Origin of the sequence: Nocardia sp. CNY236 (genome assembly GCF_000482385.1) — a bacterium.
Lineage (GTDB): Bacteria > Actinomycetota > Actinomycetes > Mycobacteriales > Mycobacteriaceae > Nocardia.
This window is the reverse complement of the sequence record NZ_AXVD01000016.1, coordinates 74,382-90,864: the sequence shown is the minus strand read 5'-3', so window position 1 is coordinate 90,864 and position 16,483 is coordinate 74,382. Positions and strand designations below refer to the sequence as shown.

Here is a 16,483-nt window from a genome sequence, read left to right as displayed (position 1 = left end):
GCACCGTGTCACGGGCCCGCCGCCGGGGGGCGCGCACCGGCGGCGGTTTCGGTGTCGGTCGGGGTGCGCCCACGGCGACATCGTTCAGCAGCGGCCTCGATCGCGCGAGCGGCCGATTCGCTCGTCGCGTGCGCGCCCGCAAGGCACAGCAACGCGACTGCCGCGGCGCGAATATCGGGGTTTGCCAATCCGTGGCGGGCGGCGTCCACCCAACGACCGGCGAGCGGCGCGGCCAGCGAGGTCGCCTCTGCCACCACTGCCGGGCCGGACATGAGGGCGTCGATCACGTGCACCGGGACTGCCCACGACTCGCCCGGCTGAGCGTCGAGGTAGCGGACCTCCAAATGGCCCGAGGCGCGCACCGGAGGAAACAACGTGGTGAGGTGATAGTCCAGATCGCTGGTATCGGGGCGGCGCCCCACTTCGTCGTCCAGCGCGCCGGACAGCCAGTCTGCGAAGGTAGCGCCGGGCGGAGCGGCCCATCCCCCCTTGGGATCGGTGGACTCGGCCTCGTCTGGCCTGCGGACGCACAGCAGCGGGACGTCCAGCGCCCATCTGCTGTATGCGGCCATGGGGTCGGTCCACTCCGGCACCGGAGGACGGGTTCGCGCCGTGTCCACCCGCAGCCACGCTCGCATACGCTGCGAGGCCCATGCTCCAGGCGGCGCGCCCCGCAGGGCGGGGGAACAGGCGAAGGCAGCGACCAAGGCGGGACCGATGGCATACAGCGCGGTCCAGCGCGCGGTCACATCTGCGGCATCGGTACCCGCATCAACGCTGACCTGCGTCGATGCGGTATTGCACATCATCAGCTTGCCGAACGGCCCGATACCGCCGAAGGAGCGCTCCATGGCACGATACCGAGGCAACTGCAGGATGCGCTCGGGACTGCGCTCGGCGTCCGCGGCAACGGAAACAGTTCGAATGGAGCGGGATTGGAGAAGATTCTGCAACTGGTGAGCGTCGTCGCGCAGCCGGTCGCACAACTGGTCGACAGTGGGGCAGGGAGCGCTGGACAATTCGATCTGACCGCCGGGTTCCAGCGTGACCCGACTTCCTCCCGGCAAGGGGAATGCCGGCGAATCAGCAGCGATGGTCCGTGGGGCGTGGGGGCCGAGAGCATCCGCCAGGGCGGAGACGTGCGGGCGTGAGGCAGCCGCAAAGTTCGACGCCGAAGACCGTTCCTGCACGGTGAGCCACTCGAGTTCGGCGCCGATCAAGGTTGGAGGTCCGAGCTTGAAGCACACTCCGCCGACATAGGCTTCCGCCGCCGCGCGGGAGGCCAGTTCTCCCTGCTCGACGGTATGATCGGCCGACCCAGGACTCTCGAGCGTGACCGCCATGCCAACCTCCACTGGGCATCCGATATGTTGTCCACTGCTCTTCGACCAACACTGCTGCTCTTCGACTATCACTGCTGCTCTTCGGCTATCGCTGCCCGCCACGGTGGCCCGGACGCGCTGATCTTCGAACCGCGCTGATCTCTTGAGCGTAGCCACCCGCACCGACAGAAAACCGGTATGGAGTCGATCAATCGACCCGATAAGGTCAGCTGCATGCTCGATGACCTCCGCGTACGATCCGACACACCCGGATGCAGGACCGATTCCGAACCCGGTCCGGTCTTCCTCGACAGCGCCGGGTCGTCGCTGCCACCACGGGTGGTCACCGACACTGTCATCGCGCATCTTCGCCGAGAAGCCGAGGTCGGTGGCTATCGAGCGGCGAATGAACGACTCGACGATCTCGCCGACGTCAAGACAGCCATCGGCACGCTGATCGGCACCGACCCGAGCACCATCGCGCTGAGCGACAGCGCCAGCCGTTCATGGTCGGACTTCTTCTATGCGGTCCCTTTGACCCCCGGCGACCGTATCCTCATCTCGGAGGCGGACTACGCGAGCAATGCCGTCGCTGCGCTCCAGCGTGCACGTGCCACCGGCGCGACCGTGGAAAAGATCCCCAGCGACAACAACGGCCAGATCGACCTCGACGCATTCGCCGCACAGGTCGACGAGCGGGTCAAGCTGGTGTCGGTGTTGCACGTGCCGACCAATGGCGGCTTGGTGAATCCCGTCGCCGAGGCGACCCGAATCGCGCACGGGGTGGGTGCGTTGGTACTGCTCGACGCCTGCCAGTCCGCCGGCCAGCTCCCGGTGAACGTGGTCGAACTCGGCGTCGACGCGCTGTCGGCCACCGGCCGCAAGTGGCTCCGCGGCCCCCGGGGCACCGGATTCCTGTATCTGCGGGCCGACCTCGCGCGATCCATGGAACCTGCGCGGCTGGACCTGCACAGCGCGGAATGGACCGGGCCCTGGGACTACCGGCTCGCCCCCGACGCCAGACGTTTCGAATTCTGGGAGTCCGACATCGCGGGGCGGCTCGGTTTGGGCGCTGCGGTGCGCTACCTGCTCGATCTCGGGCCGGACAATGTCTACGCCGCGATCGCGGCTCGGGCCGAATACCTGCGCCGAGCATTGCCGGAGATCCCGGGCGTGACAGTCCGCGACCTCGGCGTGCTGCGCAGCGGTATCGTGTCGTTCACCGTCGAGGGCATCGACGCCGTCGATGTGCGCGACCGGTTGCTGAAACACGACATCACGGTCACGGTCAGCCACGCCCGCTCGACGCTGCTGGACATGACCGGCCGCGGTCTCGCGGCCGTGGTGCGCGCCTCGCCACACTGCTTCGTGAGCTTCGAGGACCTCGATCGATTCGTCACCGCGGTGGCGGGGCTGTCGCACTGACCCCGGACGCCCACCGAGCGCCGGACGCCGAGGAGCTCGCACCGTCCGCGCAACACGCAACCCCGATGAATCGGTCGAGACAGACTCGGCACCCAATTGTCTTGCGGCACTGCCGAACCGGTGCCGAGGTTAACATCACACCGCGACCTCGGGATACTTGTGGTAAGACGCTGTCCCCTTCTGCCGTGGGTGTTGAGGAGTTGGACGTTGAGCAGGTTCACCGTCACGATGTACGCCACAGCGCACACCTCGGAGCGTGGGCTGGTGACCGGTGAACCGGACGCTCCGCTACGTCGCACCTGGGGCGACATACACCGACTCGCCCGGCGCATGGCGGGCGGACTGGCCGAGGCGGGTATCGGACACGGCGACTCGATCGGGGTACTCGCTGGTATGCCGGTGGATATCGCGCCCGCGTGCCAGGCCATCTGGATGCGGGGCGCGTCGATCACCATGCTGCATCAGCCGACCCCGCGCACCGATCTCGTCAGGTGGGCACGCGACACCCAGACCGTACTGACCATGATCGACGCGCACGCAGTCGTGCTCGGCGCCCCGTTCGAGGCGGCGGAGCCGCTGTTGCGTGAACGTGGCATCGCCGTGGTGCGCATCGATCGGCTGCCCTACGGCCGCGGTATCGACCCGATCGTCACCGCCGAGGACGACATCGCGCTGCAGCAGTTGACGTCTGGTTCGACGGGGGCTCCGAAAGCAGTGCAGATCACGCACGCGAACTTCTTCGTCAACGCCTGCGCCATGTTCGACCGGGTGAAGTTCCAACTCGACGACGATGTGATGGTCAGCTGGCTGCCTCTGTTCCATGACATGGGCATGATCGGATTCCTCAGTGTTCCCATGCAATTCGGCGCCGAAGTCGTGTGCGTGACGCCATTGGACTTCTTGACCCGGCCGCTGGTGTGGGCACAGTTGATCGACAAATACCGTGGAACCGTCACCGCCGCGCCCAACTTCGCGTATGCATTGCTGGCCAGGCGACTACGACAAGCCGAAGACGACGCGTTCGATCTCAGCGCAGTGCGCTACATGTGGAACGGCGCAGAACCGGTCGATCCGGACACCATGGACACACTGGCCGCGGCCGGACAGCGATTCGGGCTCGACCCGCACGCGCTCACCCCGGTCTACGGCATGGCCGAGACCACGTTGGCGGTTGCGATCCCCGGTCCTGGGCAGGGACCCGTGTACGACGTGATCGACGCCGAACTGCTCGATGCACTCGGCAAGGCCGTGCCGGTGGCGCGAGAACAGACTCGGCCGGCCAGCACGCGCCGGCTGCCCACGCTGGGTCACCTGGTCGAGCATCTGGAAGGCCGGATCGTCGACGGCGAGCGCCGCCCGCTTCCGGCGCGGTCGGTGGGAACGATCGAATTACGAGGTCCCGCCGTCACATCCGGCTATGTGACAGTGGATGGGTTCCGCCCCGCCTGCGACGCCGACGGCTGGCTCGATACCGGGGACATCGGCTACTTCACCGACGAAGGCCTGATCGTGATCTGCGGCCGGGCCAAGGACGTGATCATCATGGGCGGTCGAAATATCTATCCCACCGATGTCGAACGGGCTGCCACCCGGGTGGACGGTGTCCGACCCGGCAATGCGGTGGCGGTGCGCCTGGATGCTGGCCAACACCGGGAGAGTTTCGCCGTCGTGGTGGAAAGCGGTGGCCACCAGAACCCCGACGAAGTCACCCGACTCGAGCGCGAGATCGTGCACAGAGTGTTCACCGAGGTGGGCGTTCGCCCGCGCACGGTTGCGGTTCTCGGCCCCGGCGCATTGCCGAAGACCTCCTCGGGCAAGCTGCGACGCGCTGCGACCGCGATGCACCTGACGCATTGCCGACCCACCGCCGCGGTCGAACGCCGCTGGGCAACCGGGTGAGTTCGAGCCGGATTCCTCCTGGTACGGCCCGGCTCAGTCCCCATTTCCTGGCTTCGGTGGGGTCGGTTCCGAAGCTGCCGGTCAGTGGAGTTGGTTCTGCGCACCCGCCAGACCGACCCGAAGCAACAACTCCACCGCGTCGGCGGCCTGGTCGACGATGAGCGGAATCTCTTTCCGCTCCGGCGACGAGAATGGTTTCAACACGTAGTCGGCGGGGTCCTGTCGGCCAGGCGGGCGACCGATACCGATCCTGGCGCGGAGGTACTCCTTGGTGGTCAAGGCGCTGGAGACGGAGCGTAATCCATTGTGGCCGCCCTCACCGCCGCCGCGCTTGAGCCGGATCGCGCCGAAGGGCAGATCGAGTTCGTCGTGCACCACGATCACCTCGGTCGGCGGCACGGAGAAAAACCGTGCCAGCGCCGCCACGGGTCGACCGGAGACGTTCATGAACGACCGCGGCTTGGCGATCAGCACTGGCCGGTCGTCCAGCCGGGCCTGGACCACGTCGGCTCCGGACTTCTTGTGCACACCGAAACGGGCGCCGACGCGCTGCGCGAGTACGTCGGCGACCAGAAAACCGACATTGTGCCGGGTGCGCTCGTATTGGGCGCCCACATTGCCCAGACCGACGACGAGCGCGGGGCCGGGGTCCGTGGGGTGAGCGCGTGAGTTCACCACAGTTTCGATGTGCGTCGGCTCTGGCGCTTATTCGGCGCTCTCGCCCTCGACCGAGCTCTGAGCAGCCGGCGCGGCGAGGACATTGACGATCAGCGTGTCCGGATCGGCGACCAAGCCGACGCCGGGCGGCAAGGTCAGCGCGCCGGCCGTGATCTGAGTGCCCGGCTCGACACCCGCAACCGAGACCTCGATGGCCTCCGGCAGGTGCAGCGCATCGGCCTCGATGGTGACGGTGACGGCTTCTTGGGTGACCAACGTCCCCGCGGCGGCGTCGCCCACGATCGTGACCGCAACATCGGCGGCGACCTTCTCACCACGCTGGACGATCAGCAGGTCGGCGTGCTCGATGTGACGCCGAATCGGGTGCACCGCCACAGACTTGGTCAGTGCGAGCTGCTTCTTGCCATCGATGTCGAGTTCGAGCAGTGCGTTGGTGCCGTGCTCACGAAGGATCGCGGCGAATGCGCGCGCGTTGACCGACAGATGCTGCGGAGCGGCCTGGTGGCCGTACAGCACGGCCGGAACATTGCCAGCGCGCCGCGTACGGCGGGCAGCGCCCTTGCCGAACTCGGTGCGTACGGAGGCTTCGAGAACACTGGCGTCGGACATGACTGGATCTACTCCTACGGCTCTAATCCTGGCTATCGGCTGGTACTCGTCAGGGTTGCGTCACACCTGATCGGCGGGTCTGCTCGTCGGGGCGCATGCCGAACGTGGACGGCCAAGAGCCGGGCCGCGTCGATCACGGTGTCGCAAGTCTGCGGTCACCCTCGCCGAGACAACCCAACTACCATACCGCAACGGGCGTACACCCAATGAATCGACTGGTCCTCGCCACCGTCCCCGCGTCCGAGGTGCGTCGCGTACGCTGGCGGGGCCGCCGCTGGATCGTCTGTGAAAGGTTGTTTGCGTTGAGCGCCTTCTGTGAGGGTGACGTCGCACCCGCGCCCCCTGGGTTGCTCGCGGAGGTCGCCCGACGGCGCACGTTCGCGGTGATCTCCCATCCCGACGCCGGCAAGTCCACGCTCACCGAGGCGCTGGCACTGCACGCCCGAATGATCTCCGAGGCCGGCGCGATTCATGGCAAGTCCGGCCGGAAATCGACCGTCTCGGACTGGATGGAGATGGAGAAGGCGCGCGGCATTTCGGTGAGCTCGACCGCGCTGCAGTTCACCTACCGCGCCGCAGGCTCCGAGATCGACAATGTGATCAACCTGGTCGACACCCCCGGCCATTCGGATTTCTCCGAAGACACCTATCGGGTACTCACCGCCGTCGACGCCGCGGTCATGCTGATCGATGCGGCCAAGGGCCTGGAGCCGCAGACGTTGAAGCTGTTTCAGGTCTGCCGCCATCGCGGCATTCCGGTGATCACGGTGATCAACAAGTGGGACCGACCCGGACAGGCTCCGCTGGAGTTGCTCGACGAGATCGACGAGCGCATCGGCCTCACCCCCACTCCACTGTTCCTCCCCGTCGGCATTGCCGGTGATTTTCGCGGCCTGCTGCGCCGCGGCCCCGAGGGGAAGCCGCTGGAGTACGTCCATTTCACCCGTACCGCAGGGGGCGCCACCATCGCTCCGGAGGAATCGGTCGATCCGGACACCGCGCGTGCACGAGAGGGTGAACCGTGGCTCGCCGCCGCGGAAGAATCCGAACTCCTCGCGGCGACGGGACAAGATCATGATCAAGAACTGTTCTTGGCCGGGCAGACCTCACCGGTGATCTTCGCCTCCGCGATGCTGAACTTCGGCGTGCGCCAATTGTTGGAGACATTGGTCGCACTCGCCCCGGCACCCGGTCCCCGCCGCGACGTCACGGGCGCGCCACGTGACACCGACGAGCCGTTCAGCGCCGTGGTTTTCAAGGTGCAGGCCGGAATGGACGCCGCCCATCGCGACCGGCTCGCGTTCATGCGCATCGTCTCCGGCGAATTCGAGCGCGGCATGGTGGTCACCCATGCGCAGACCGGGCGGCCCTTCGCTACCAAATACGCGCTGACGGTGTTCGGGCGCGAGCGCACAACCGTCGACACTGCCTACCCGGGCGACGTGGTGGGCCTGGTCAACGCCAGCGCTCTGGCGCCGGGCCACACGCTGTTCGTGGACAAGAAAGTGGAGTTTCCGCCGATTCCCTCCTTCGCGCCGGAGCATTTCGCCGTGTTGCGCGCCCAGAGCGCGGGCAAGTACAAACAGTTCCGCAAGGCTGTCGACCAACTCGATTCCGAGGGCGTCGTGCAAGTACTACGCAACGACGTCCGCGGCGATGCCTCCCCTGTTCTCGCGGCTGTCGGCCCCATGCAATTCGAAGTGGTCACCGCGCGCATGCTCACGGAGTTCAATGTGGAGACCACGATGGAGCGCATCGGCTACAGTCTGGCGCGCCGAACCGACGCCGCCTCCTCGGACGAACTCCACCGTCAGCGCGGCGTGGAGGTATTCACTCGTTCCGACGGTGCGTTGCTCGCACTGTTCAGCGACAAATGGCGGTTGCAATATATCGAGAAGGAGCATCCGGCGCTCACCCTGGAGCCGTTGGTGGCCACCGCCGACTGATCGAGCCGCCCGATCGATCAACCAGCCTCGGACTCCGGCCGCAGCGACGCGGACCCGGGGTCGCGTTCGACCGAGGCGACGCCGTCCTCGCGGGCGATCAAACCCCACCGGCTGGACGTCAGACGAAGGCTTGGCAGGTCGCTGAGGGAAAGTACGACCTCGTAGGTGCGCTCGTAACCAGTGTGTGCGATCCGCCAGTAGCCGTCGTCGCAGCGGACATAGCTGTCGGAGTAGAAAGCGGCGCCGCGCAGCAGCATGTTGTGCCCGGGAATGAGTACGGTGTCGGCGAGATACCAGGTGCCACGGGCGGCGTCTCCGTCGACGTCGATCTCCGGATGGTCACACCGGTGCTCGGTGATCACATGCGGACCGAGGGTGTTGCGCATGAACGCGATGAACGCCTCACGTGATTCGAACTGGAGATATTCACTGTAGGTCGCCGTCGCCTCGGGGACCATGGTGTCAGCGAATTCATCCCACGACTTGGTGTCGAGGGCCCGCAGATAGCGGTATTTCAGTCGACTGATAGCCGACAGGTCGTCCAGATCGCGTTCCCCGCGCACATGTCCGCGCGCCGCTCTCGGATCGCTGCGTACCTGTCCGAAGTCGATCGGACCTGCATCGAACCGCAGCCACGCGTCCGCCCGTTGATCGCCCCCGCTCGAATTCTCTTCGCCGGGGTCTCGTCCGCCCGGATCGCTGTCCTGGGCCTGCCGCATGACCTCGGGATCGACCCCGGTCCCGCCGCGCTCATGTCGGCCGTGGGGTGATCCCGGATCGGCGCGGTCCTGTCCGCCGGGACCTACGCCCCGATCATCACGTAATTGCCCGGCGACGCCCACACCGGGGTCGCCGCGCCCCTGCCCGCCGGTTACCTGATCCATACCCTCAACAATTCCACCCCGAGTCCAGAATTGGGAGTGTTGTATCAGATTGCTATCGGCAAGACGGAACGAAGACGGCACCCGCCCGACCGACAACCTCGAGCGAAAAGTACACAAATACGCCCAGACGCCGGTAATCGACGCTGTCGCATCAACCGCCGATAGTGAAACAGGTACGACAGAAATCTTCACCGAACTCGGTCAGTCGGAGGCTCTTGCGGACGATTTTCGGTACCCGGCCCGCTCGCCTCAATGCCGCCTCCACAACGGGCTGTACCTCGAGCACCATGTATCGGCTCAAAACCACCGGATCGTCGGACGTCAGAGTCAAGCCGAGCCGGTTGAGATTGATCAGGTAGGACCGCGCCCGGTCCGGATACCGCACGCCCGCCTGCTCGGGCACCGACGTGAGGTCTCCTTGTACCAATTCCGAACCGATACCGAGCGGGCGATTGGTACGCACGTCCACCAATGGCTGCGGACCGTTGAGAGCCATGAAGCGCAGCATGCGGGCCTCGTCCGGGGCCAGTTCATCGAGAATGCGGTCGTAGGCCGGGTGCACGTCCTCGGTGAAGTAGACATCGGCCGACCTGGCCAACAGCGCGTCGCCGCGACGACGCAGCTCCTCGGTGGTGGCCGAGTGCAGGTACGGCCCGATCGCGGGTGGCTGCGGCCCGGCGCCATTGGACGCTGGTACGTAGCTGACGATTTCCCGCACCGAACCCTCGGTCACGCCGAGCGCGCTGCGGGCAATGGACCGCAAGGCGTTTCCGGTCCGCTCGGCGATTTCGGCCGAGGAGTCGCCTTCCAGCGCGGCCTGGGTGATCTCCCGAGTGACTTCGACGGTGGTGCCCACCGCCCACTGACTGCCGCGTACAACGGTCCCCGCCGCCAATCCGGCCGCTCGGAATACGCCGCGGATCAGCCTGGCTTCATTGCTGATCTGCCGTTGTTCGACATCCGAACTGCGTTCGACGGAATGGGAGCCGGGGCGGGCCACGTCCTGTCCGGTCCTGTCGTCTGCCACATTCTCTCCGCTGTCGCGAGGTGATGGTATCGCCGGGTCAACGAATCCGCTCCACAGGTTACTTCCCTTTGTCCCGACGGGCATTCGCAGCACCCGATGTCGAGCCGTACGACCTGCCCGCGGCGCGCAATGAGCATTCGTCGCCGAGCGGATGCTAGTTTTGGGTGCCGGTGAGGCGGCGATCACCGGTGTATCGGCAGGAGGGTGTCGTGTTGGAGAGCGTATTCGGAATCCATCCGACGATCCTGCTCGAACTCTTGACCATACCCCTTTTCACCGGGGTCATCGGCTACATCACCAACTGGACCGGCGTGTTGATGCTGTTTCGCCCGGTCGCATTCCATGGCTTTCGTCTTCCTGGTTTACACGCGCTGTATCCATTCCTTCCCAAACGAATTCAAGTACTGCCATTGCTGAGCTACGACGGCCGCATCGGCTGGCAAGGCATCGTCCCGTCGCGTGCGGACAAGATGGCCAGCATCGCGGTCGACAAGGGTCTGGCCAAACTGGGCAGCGTCGCCGACTTCTACCGCGAGCTCGAACCGGACAAGCTGGCCGAACATCTGGCGGGAATCGCCGATACCCAGATCAGGGACATCGTCGAGGACATTCTGCGGCGTGAGCACCCACAGCTGTGGTACAACCTGCCCAGTCAGGTACGAGACATGGTGCACGCGAGGGTGCGCCAACAGTTACCCGACATCCTGCGCGGACTCACCGAAGAACTGGGCGCCAACATCGATCAGTTGCTCGATGTGAAACAGATGGTCATCCGATATTTTCAAGCCAGGCCGCACCTACTCAACACGCTGTTCCAGGTACTCGGTGCGAAGGAACTGCGTTTCATGCAGAACTTCGGGTTCTATTTCGGCGCGCCCATGGGCGCCGTCCTGGTTGCCGTGCTGCACGTGACCGGGTGGCCCACCCTGCTCGTGCTGCCGATCGGCGGCGTGGTCATCGGGTGGGTGGTCAACTGGATCGGCATCACCATGATCTACGCCCCGGCCTATCCGAAATGGTGGTGCCCATGGCGACAAGGCTTGCTGATCAAGCGGAAGTCCGAAATCTCCGACGGCTACGCCGAATTGGTCTCCAGCCAAGTCATCACCGTGGCGAACATCGGCGACGAGTTGCTCACCGGCCCTCGCTCGGACCGCACGATGCAGATGCTCGAGGAGACTCTGCGCCCCGCCGCCGACCGCGCACTGGGGCCGGCGCGCCCCGCGGTCAAGTTCGTGCTCGGCAGCCGCGAATACGACTCGCTGCAAACGACACTCACCACCGAGGCAATGGCCATCGCTCCGATCGCGTTCGCCGATCCCGAGTTCAATGTCCGCCAGGGCAGGCAGATCAACGAATACATCGCCCGGCAGATGGCCACGCTGTCGCCGCCGGACTTCGTCGACATGCTGCGCGCGGCCATCAAGCAGGACGAATGGCTTCTTTTCGTGCATGGCGGCGTCTTGGGACTGTTTGCCGGATACGCTCATATTCTGATCTTCGGGACAGGAGTGGCGACATCATGGCTATAGCGGATCCGAGCGACGGTGAGATCTCGACCGTCGAGCGCGCGGCGGCGAGCGCCGAGCCGTCACGCGCACTCGCCCGACGACCGGTTTCGGACATCGTCCGAACCGACGAATTCCTGCAGCGGGTCGCGTCTCCCGGCGTCGCCGTGCGTGCCGCGACCGGGGTCGCGCGAGTAGCGTGGACCGCTGTTTCCGAACTGACCTCCTGGGGGTTGGGGACCGCGGCCGGAGTGACCGCGACCGTCGTGCGACGCAGCGTCGAAGGAGCACCTCCGAGTGAAGTGTTCGCCGAGGCGGAAGCCGAGGTACGCACCGCGGTGCGCTCGGCGCTCGGACTGCCATCCGTCGGACAACCACCTGCGCCCGAGCGCGTACCGACGCTGCGCGAACAGGGTGCCGCGCTCCTGCGGCTATCGGCGAGCGCGCGCAGCGAGGAGGACAACCACCCGGCCTTTGCCAGCATCCTGGCCGAATTGACTCCGGACGAGGCGCGTGTCTTGCGCTTGCTACACCTGGATGGACCGCAACCGTCGATCGATATTCGCACTGGACGCTCGCGTGGGTTCGGCGCCGAACGCCGCGTCGTCACCATGCTCACTGTGCTCGGCGAGCAGGCCGGCCTGCGCTTTCCCAACCGGATTCAGCAGTATTTGACCAACCTGCGTCGACTCGGCTTGGTCGAGCACACCCGGGAGTCGGTCGACAACCCGAACCGCTACCAACTGCTGGAGGCGCAGGCGCCGGCGCGGCAGGCGCTGAAACGATCCGGATTCGGCACCAAGGTGATCTACCGCAGCGTAGTCCTCACCGATTTCGGCGCGGACTTCGTGCGCACCTGCTTGCCGGTAGTGGTGGGAGACGACCAGGCCTCCGGACACTAGGTCCGGCTACCCGAATTCGGTCCGGCTCGCCGTTTCGGAATCGTGCCCACCCCCGCCCGCGTCGTGGGCGGCTGCGGCAATGAGCCGAGCGGTCGCATTGTGCAGCGGATAGGCTTGAGCATCGTGTTGTCCGTAGTGCCGAGTCCCGTCACCGTGCGTGCGCCGTCCAAGGTGAACCTCCATCTCGGAGTCGGCGACCGGCGGGCCGACGGCTATCACGAGCTGACCACCGTATTCCAGGCGTTGTCGTTGTGCGACGATCTCGAGATCACACCCTCGGCGTCGCTCTCGGTGCGAGTCACCGGTGAAGGCGCGTCCGATGTACCGACCGACCGCACGAACCTGGTGTGGAAAGCCGCCGTGCGGTTGGCACATCTCGGTGGTCGCGCGCCGCTGGTGGAAATCGCCATTGCCAAAGGCATTCCGGTGGCCGGCGGCATGGCCGGCGGCAGCGCGGACGCCGCCGCAGCGCTCATCGGACTGAACGAGCTATGGGATCTGGGTCTGTCCAAGGACGAACTCGCGGCGGTGGCCGCCGAACTCGGCAGCGATGCGCCATTCGCCCTGCATGGCGGCACGGCACTGGGCACGGGTCGCGGGGAGCACTTGCTTCCGGTGCTGTCACGCAGCACGTTTCACTGGGTGCTCGCCTTCGCCAAGGGCGGCTTACCCACTCCGGCCGTCTTCGCCGAGCTCGATCGGCTTCGCGAGCACGGTGAACCGCCTCGACTCGGCGAACCGCAGCAGCTGATGCATGCGCTCGCCTCGGGCGATCCGCGCCAACTGGCGCCGCTCCTCGGCAACGACCTCCAGGCGGCCGCGTTGTCACTGAAACCGGAACTACGCCGCGCCCTACGCGCGGGGGTGGCTGCCGGCGCCCTGGCCGGACTGATTTCGGGATCGGGTCCCACCTGCGCGTTCCTGTGTGAGGGCGAGGAATCCGCGATTTCGGTGGCGGCCGAACTCGCCGGTGCGGGCGTGTGCCGCAGTGTACGAACCGCCACAGGCCCGGTGCCGGGCGCCCGCATCGTGAACGACAGCTCACCCAGCCGACGCTGACCCGACCGGGTCGCGGCGATCTGGGCGCATCGTGCCGGCGCCCTCGCCGGCGCTGGGCAGCCGCTCGTCCGTACCAATCGGTACTCTGGCGCGGGGCACGACACGGAAGGATTCATGTCCAACCTGATCAATCTCGAACAAGTCCACAAGAGCTTCGGAATCGAGCCGCTGCTGGACAACGTGTCACTCGGCATTCACGCAGGCGAACGGATCGGGGTGGTGGGCCTCAACGGTGGCGGCAAGACCACGCTACTCGAGGTGCTCACCGGCATCGAGGAACCCGATAGCGGCCGAGTCAGTCGACTCCGCGGGCTGCGCGTGGCGGTCGTGACCCAGCGCGGCACGTTGCCCGAGGCGGCGACGGTCGGCTCGACCGTACTGGCGGGCTTGGCCGACGATGCGATGACCACCGAGGTAGCCGAACACGAATGGGCCGCCGATCCCCGGGTTCGGGGCGTGCTCGACGGTATCGGGATCGCCGATCTCGGCATGGACACCGTGGTGGACACCCTCTCCGGGGGAGAACGCCGCCGGGTGGCGCTCGCCGCCGCGCTGGTGCGCGAACTCGACTTGCTGGTGCTGGACGAACCGACCAACCATCTCGACGTCGAGGGGGTGCAATGGCTGGCAGGCCACCTCCTGAGCCGACGCAGTGCATTGGTCGTGGTGACCCACGACAGGTGGTTCCTCGACACCGTCGCAACCAGTACCTGGGAGGTGGTCGGCGGCAAGGTCGACAGCTATGACGGCGGCTACGGCGACTGGATCTACGCTCGCGCCGAGCGTGCTCGTCGAGCCGATGCGGCCGAAGCCCGGCGGCGGAATCTGGCGCGCAAGGAATTGGCCTGGCTGCGGCGCGGCCCCCAGGCCCGCACCTCCAAGCCGCGCTACCGGGTCGAGGCCGCAGAAGCGTTGATTGCCGATGTGCCGCCGCCGCGCGACACCGTCGCACTGGCCACCTTTGCCCGAAAGCGGTTGGGCCGGGTGGTGATCGAGCTGGAAGATGCCACGATCACCACCGCGGACGGTAGAGAATTGGTCCGTGATCTGACCTGGCGATTGGCGCCGGGCGCGCGGATCGGTCTGGTGGGTGTCAACGGCTCGGGCAAGACCACGCTGTTGCGGGCCTTGGCCGGAGAGGCCGCCCGAAACGGCTCGGCTCTGGCCGCGGGCACGCGTGTTCAGGGCCAGACGGTACGCATCGGCTGGCTGCGCCAAGAACTCGACGATCTACCGACCGATCTGCGCGTATTGGAAGCCGTCCAGCAGGTTGCACAACGAATCACACTGGGTGACAAGGAGATCTCGGCCGGGCAACTGGCCGAACGGCTGGGCTTCGGCCCTACCCGGCAACGCACGCCTGTGCGCGACTTGTCCGGCGGGGAACGTCGCCGCTTGCAGCTGACCCGTATCCTCATGTCCGAGCCGAATGTGCTGCTCCTCGACGAGCCGACCAACGACCTGGACATCGACACCCTGCAGCAGTTGGAGGATCTGCTCGACAACTGGGCCGGCACCTTGGTCGTGATCAGCCACGATCGCTATCTCATCGAGCGTATCTGCGACTCGACGTGGGCGTTGTTCGGCGATGGGAAGCTCACGCATCTACCTGGCGGCATCGAGGAATACCTGACCCGGCGCACGACTCGCGAGCCCAGTCGAGCCCGCGAAACCCGACCGACGACCGCATCGGTCCCAGCGCCCGTCACCGACTCCGCGGCCTATCGGGCAGCCGGTAAGGAACTGGCTCGCCTCGAACGCTCCATCGACAAGCTGTCCGAACGCGAACAGCGCCTGCATGTGGCAATGGCAAACGCCGCGACCGATCGGGACGCGCTCGTCGATCTCGGGTCCGAACTCGCGCAGGTACGTGCAGAGAAGGAAGCCGCCGAAGAACGCTGGCTGGAACTGGCCGAACACCACTAGTGGCGCAGAGGGCGAGCCTTGCACTCAATACCCATAGGGGGTATGTTACCGGTGCGGGGATACCCCGCTACCGTATGAGTGTCATGGAGAAGGAGTCGGACATGCCCACTGCCACTTACACTGTCACCGGGATGACGTGCGGGCATTGTGTCAATTCGGTCAAAACCGAGATCGGCAAGATCGGCGGCGTCACCAGCGTGGACATCGATCTGGCCAGCGGCGCTGTCCGAGTCGACAGCACCGCGCCGATCGCCGACGCCGATATCAGCGCCGCCGTGGACGAAGCTGGATACGACGTCGCGGTCTGATTCCGGACGAAAGCACACCCGACGAAGCACGAAACCCGATCGGAACCAGCCGCACTACGCCTGGTCGACCAGTCGAACGAACGCCGCTGTATCGAGAGTCTCGCCGCGGGCAGTCGGTGCGATGCCCGCGGCGAGCAACCGCCGCTCGGCCTCCGCCGGCGAGCCCGCCCAGGAGGCAAGTGCGGCACGGAGGGTCTTTCGACGTTGCGCGAAGGCGGCGTCGATGGCCGCGAACACGCGGCGGCGGTACGCAGTGTCGGTCGGCCAGGCAGGCCGGGGAAAGCGATCGATCCGGACCAGGCCCGACTCCACCCGCGGAACCGGCCAGAACACATGGGTACCGACCGCACCCGCACGCCGCACGCTCCCGAAGAAACCCGCCTTCACGCTGGGCACGCCGTACACCCGGCTGCCGGGCTCGGCAGCCAACCGATCGGCCACCTCGGCCTGCACCATCACCATGGCGACCGTGATGGTCGGCAGTTCGGCCAACAGATGCAGCAACACCGGAACCGCCACGTTGTAGGGGAGATTGGCCACCAGGGCGGTGGGCATCTGCGGTAGCTCCGCAGCCGTGATACGCAACGCGTCCGCCGTGACCACCGACAACCGCTCGACCAATCCTGGCGCCCGATCCGCCACGGTCCGCGGAAGATTCTGCGCGAGCACCGGATCGATTTCGACCGCAACCACTGCATCCACCACGTCCAGTAACGCCAGGGTCAACGAACCCAGACCGGGCCCTACTTCGAGCACTGTGTCCGCGGGTCCCACCCCTGCCGCGGTGACGATCCGGCGCACCGTATTGGCGTCGTGCACGAAGTTCTGCCCGCGTTGCTTGGTGGGCCGTATATCGAACCGTTGCGCCAGCGCTCGCACGTCGGCGGGCCCGAGCAATGCGGCGCTCCCGCGAGCACGGATCTCAGGTTCGGGCACTTCGAAAATGTATCAATCGCGCCGCTGGGGACTGGCAGCTCCCCCCACAGCCGA

At 66.3% G+C, this 16,483-nt stretch carries 14 protein-coding genes; 8 read left to right on the top strand and 6 right to left on the bottom strand.

Annotation, left to right across the window (positions count from 1 at the left end; all coding sequences use genetic code 11):
• Window positions 1-8: 8 nt before the first annotated feature.
• The gene (gene egtA / locus K940_RS0111505; protein WP_028477676.1) at window positions 9-1,343 is read right to left on the bottom strand and encodes an ergothioneine biosynthesis glutamate--cysteine ligase EgtA; all 1,335 of its coding nucleotides are present in this window, start codon (window positions 1,341-1,343) and stop codon (window positions 9-11) included.
• Window positions 1,344-1,556: 213 nt separating this feature from the next.
• Between egtA and K940_RS0111500 the strand changes: the two genes are divergently transcribed.
• Window positions 1,557-2,747, top strand: coding sequence for an aminotransferase class V-fold PLP-dependent enzyme (locus tag K940_RS0111500; protein WP_028477675.1), 1,191 nt, complete (start codon window positions 1,557-1,559; stop codon window positions 2,745-2,747).
• Between the two features lie 207 nt (window positions 2,748-2,954).
• Window positions 2,955-4,646, top strand: coding sequence for a fatty acyl-AMP ligase (locus K940_RS27880; protein ID WP_051407095.1), 1,692 nt, complete (start codon window positions 2,955-2,957; stop codon window positions 4,644-4,646).
• Window positions 4,647-4,727: 81 nt separating this feature from the next.
• Here the strand turns inward: K940_RS27880 and pth are convergent, their stop codons facing one another.
• Both pth and K940_RS0111485 read right to left on the bottom strand, forming a co-directional pair.
• Window positions 4,728-5,321, bottom strand: a complete 594-nt coding sequence (gene pth / locus K940_RS0111490; protein ID WP_051407111.1) for an aminoacyl-tRNA hydrolase — start codon at window positions 5,319-5,321, stop codon at window positions 4,728-4,730.
• Window positions 5,322-5,351: 30 nt separating this feature from the next.
• Window positions 5,352-5,933, bottom strand: a complete 582-nt coding sequence (locus tag K940_RS0111485; RefSeq protein WP_028477673.1) for a 50S ribosomal protein L25/general stress protein Ctc — start codon at window positions 5,931-5,933, stop codon at window positions 5,352-5,354.
• Window positions 5,934-6,226: 293 nt separating this feature from the next.
• On the opposite strand from K940_RS0111485, the gene K940_RS0111480 reads away from it, so the two are divergent.
• Complete coding sequence (locus K940_RS0111480) at window positions 6,227-7,879, top strand: peptide chain release factor 3 (RefSeq protein WP_051407110.1); 1,653 nt, start codon at window positions 6,227-6,229, stop codon at window positions 7,877-7,879.
• A gap of 17 nt (window positions 7,880-7,896) precedes the next feature.
• Here K940_RS0111480 and K940_RS27875 read toward each other — a convergent pair whose 3' ends face one another.
• Together K940_RS27875 and K940_RS33550 are read right to left on the bottom strand one after the other, a co-directional pair.
• Window positions 7,897-8,424: a nuclear transport factor 2 family protein gene (locus K940_RS27875; RefSeq protein WP_231390341.1), complete on the bottom strand. Its 528-nt coding sequence runs from the start codon at window positions 8,422-8,424 to the stop codon at window positions 7,897-7,899.
• Window positions 8,425-8,914: 490 nt separating this feature from the next.
• Entirely contained in the window at window positions 8,915-9,790 is an 876-nt protein-coding gene (locus K940_RS33550) for an Abi-alpha family protein (RefSeq protein WP_231390335.1), read from the bottom strand.
• A 209-nt stretch (window positions 9,791-9,999) separates the two neighbouring features.
• Between K940_RS33550 and K940_RS0111465 the strand changes: the two genes are divergently transcribed.
• The 5 genes from K940_RS0111465 (at window position 10,000) to K940_RS0111445 (ending at window position 15,493) form a co-directional block, all read left to right on the top strand.
• Window positions 10,000-11,322 carry a hypothetical protein gene (locus tag K940_RS0111465; protein WP_081706308.1) on the top strand — a complete coding sequence of 441 codons (1,323 nt, stop codon included), beginning with the start codon at window positions 10,000-10,002 and terminating at the stop codon, window positions 11,320-11,322.
• Window positions 11,313-12,200 carry an Abi-alpha family protein gene (locus K940_RS0111460; protein WP_028477669.1) on the top strand — a complete coding sequence of 296 codons (888 nt, stop codon included), beginning with the start codon at window positions 11,313-11,315 and terminating at the stop codon, window positions 12,198-12,200. The genes K940_RS0111465 and K940_RS0111460 overlap by 10 nt, the downstream gene beginning before the upstream one ends.
• Before the next feature lie 123 nt (window positions 12,201-12,323).
• On the top strand, window positions 12,324-13,259 hold the full coding sequence (locus K940_RS0111455; protein WP_028477668.1) for a 4-(cytidine 5'-diphospho)-2-C-methyl-D-erythritol kinase: 936 nt from the start codon (window positions 12,324-12,326) through the stop codon (window positions 13,257-13,259).
• Window positions 13,260-13,373: 114 nt separating this feature from the next.
• Window positions 13,374-15,185, top strand: a complete 1,812-nt coding sequence (locus K940_RS0111450) for an ABC-F family ATP-binding cassette domain-containing protein (RefSeq protein WP_028477667.1) — start codon at window positions 13,374-13,376, stop codon at window positions 15,183-15,185.
• Between the two features lie 101 nt (window positions 15,186-15,286).
• Window positions 15,287-15,493, top strand: a complete 207-nt coding sequence (locus K940_RS0111445; protein ID WP_028477666.1) for a heavy-metal-associated domain-containing protein — start codon at window positions 15,287-15,289, stop codon at window positions 15,491-15,493.
• Between the two features lie 54 nt (window positions 15,494-15,547).
• Here the strand turns inward: K940_RS0111445 and rsmA are convergent, their stop codons facing one another.
• Entirely contained in the window at window positions 15,548-16,429 is an 882-nt protein-coding gene (gene rsmA / locus K940_RS0111440; RefSeq protein WP_028477665.1) for a 16S rRNA (adenine(1518)-N(6)/adenine(1519)-N(6))-dimethyltransferase RsmA, read from the bottom strand.
• Window positions 16,430-16,483: the final 54 nt, after the last annotated feature.

Coding starts and splice junctions, on each gene's coding strand:
- egtA (WP_028477676.1), bottom strand. CDS start 1,343: ATGGCGGTCACGCTCGAGAGTCCTGGGTCGGCCGATCATACCGTCGAG.
- K940_RS0111445 (WP_028477666.1), top strand. CDS start 15,287: ATGCCCACTGCCACTTACACTGTCACCGGGATGACGTGCGGGCATTGT.
- K940_RS0111485 (WP_028477673.1), bottom strand. CDS start 5,933: ATGTCCGACGCCAGTGTTCTCGAAGCCTCCGTACGCACCGAGTTCGGC.
- K940_RS0111450 (WP_028477667.1), top strand. CDS start 13,374: ATGTCCAACCTGATCAATCTCGAACAAGTCCACAAGAGCTTCGGAATC.
- K940_RS0111460 (WP_028477669.1), top strand. CDS start 11,313: ATGGCTATAGCGGATCCGAGCGACGGTGAGATCTCGACCGTCGAGCGC.
- K940_RS0111500 (WP_028477675.1), top strand. CDS start 1,557: ATGCTCGATGACCTCCGCGTACGATCCGACACACCCGGATGCAGGACC.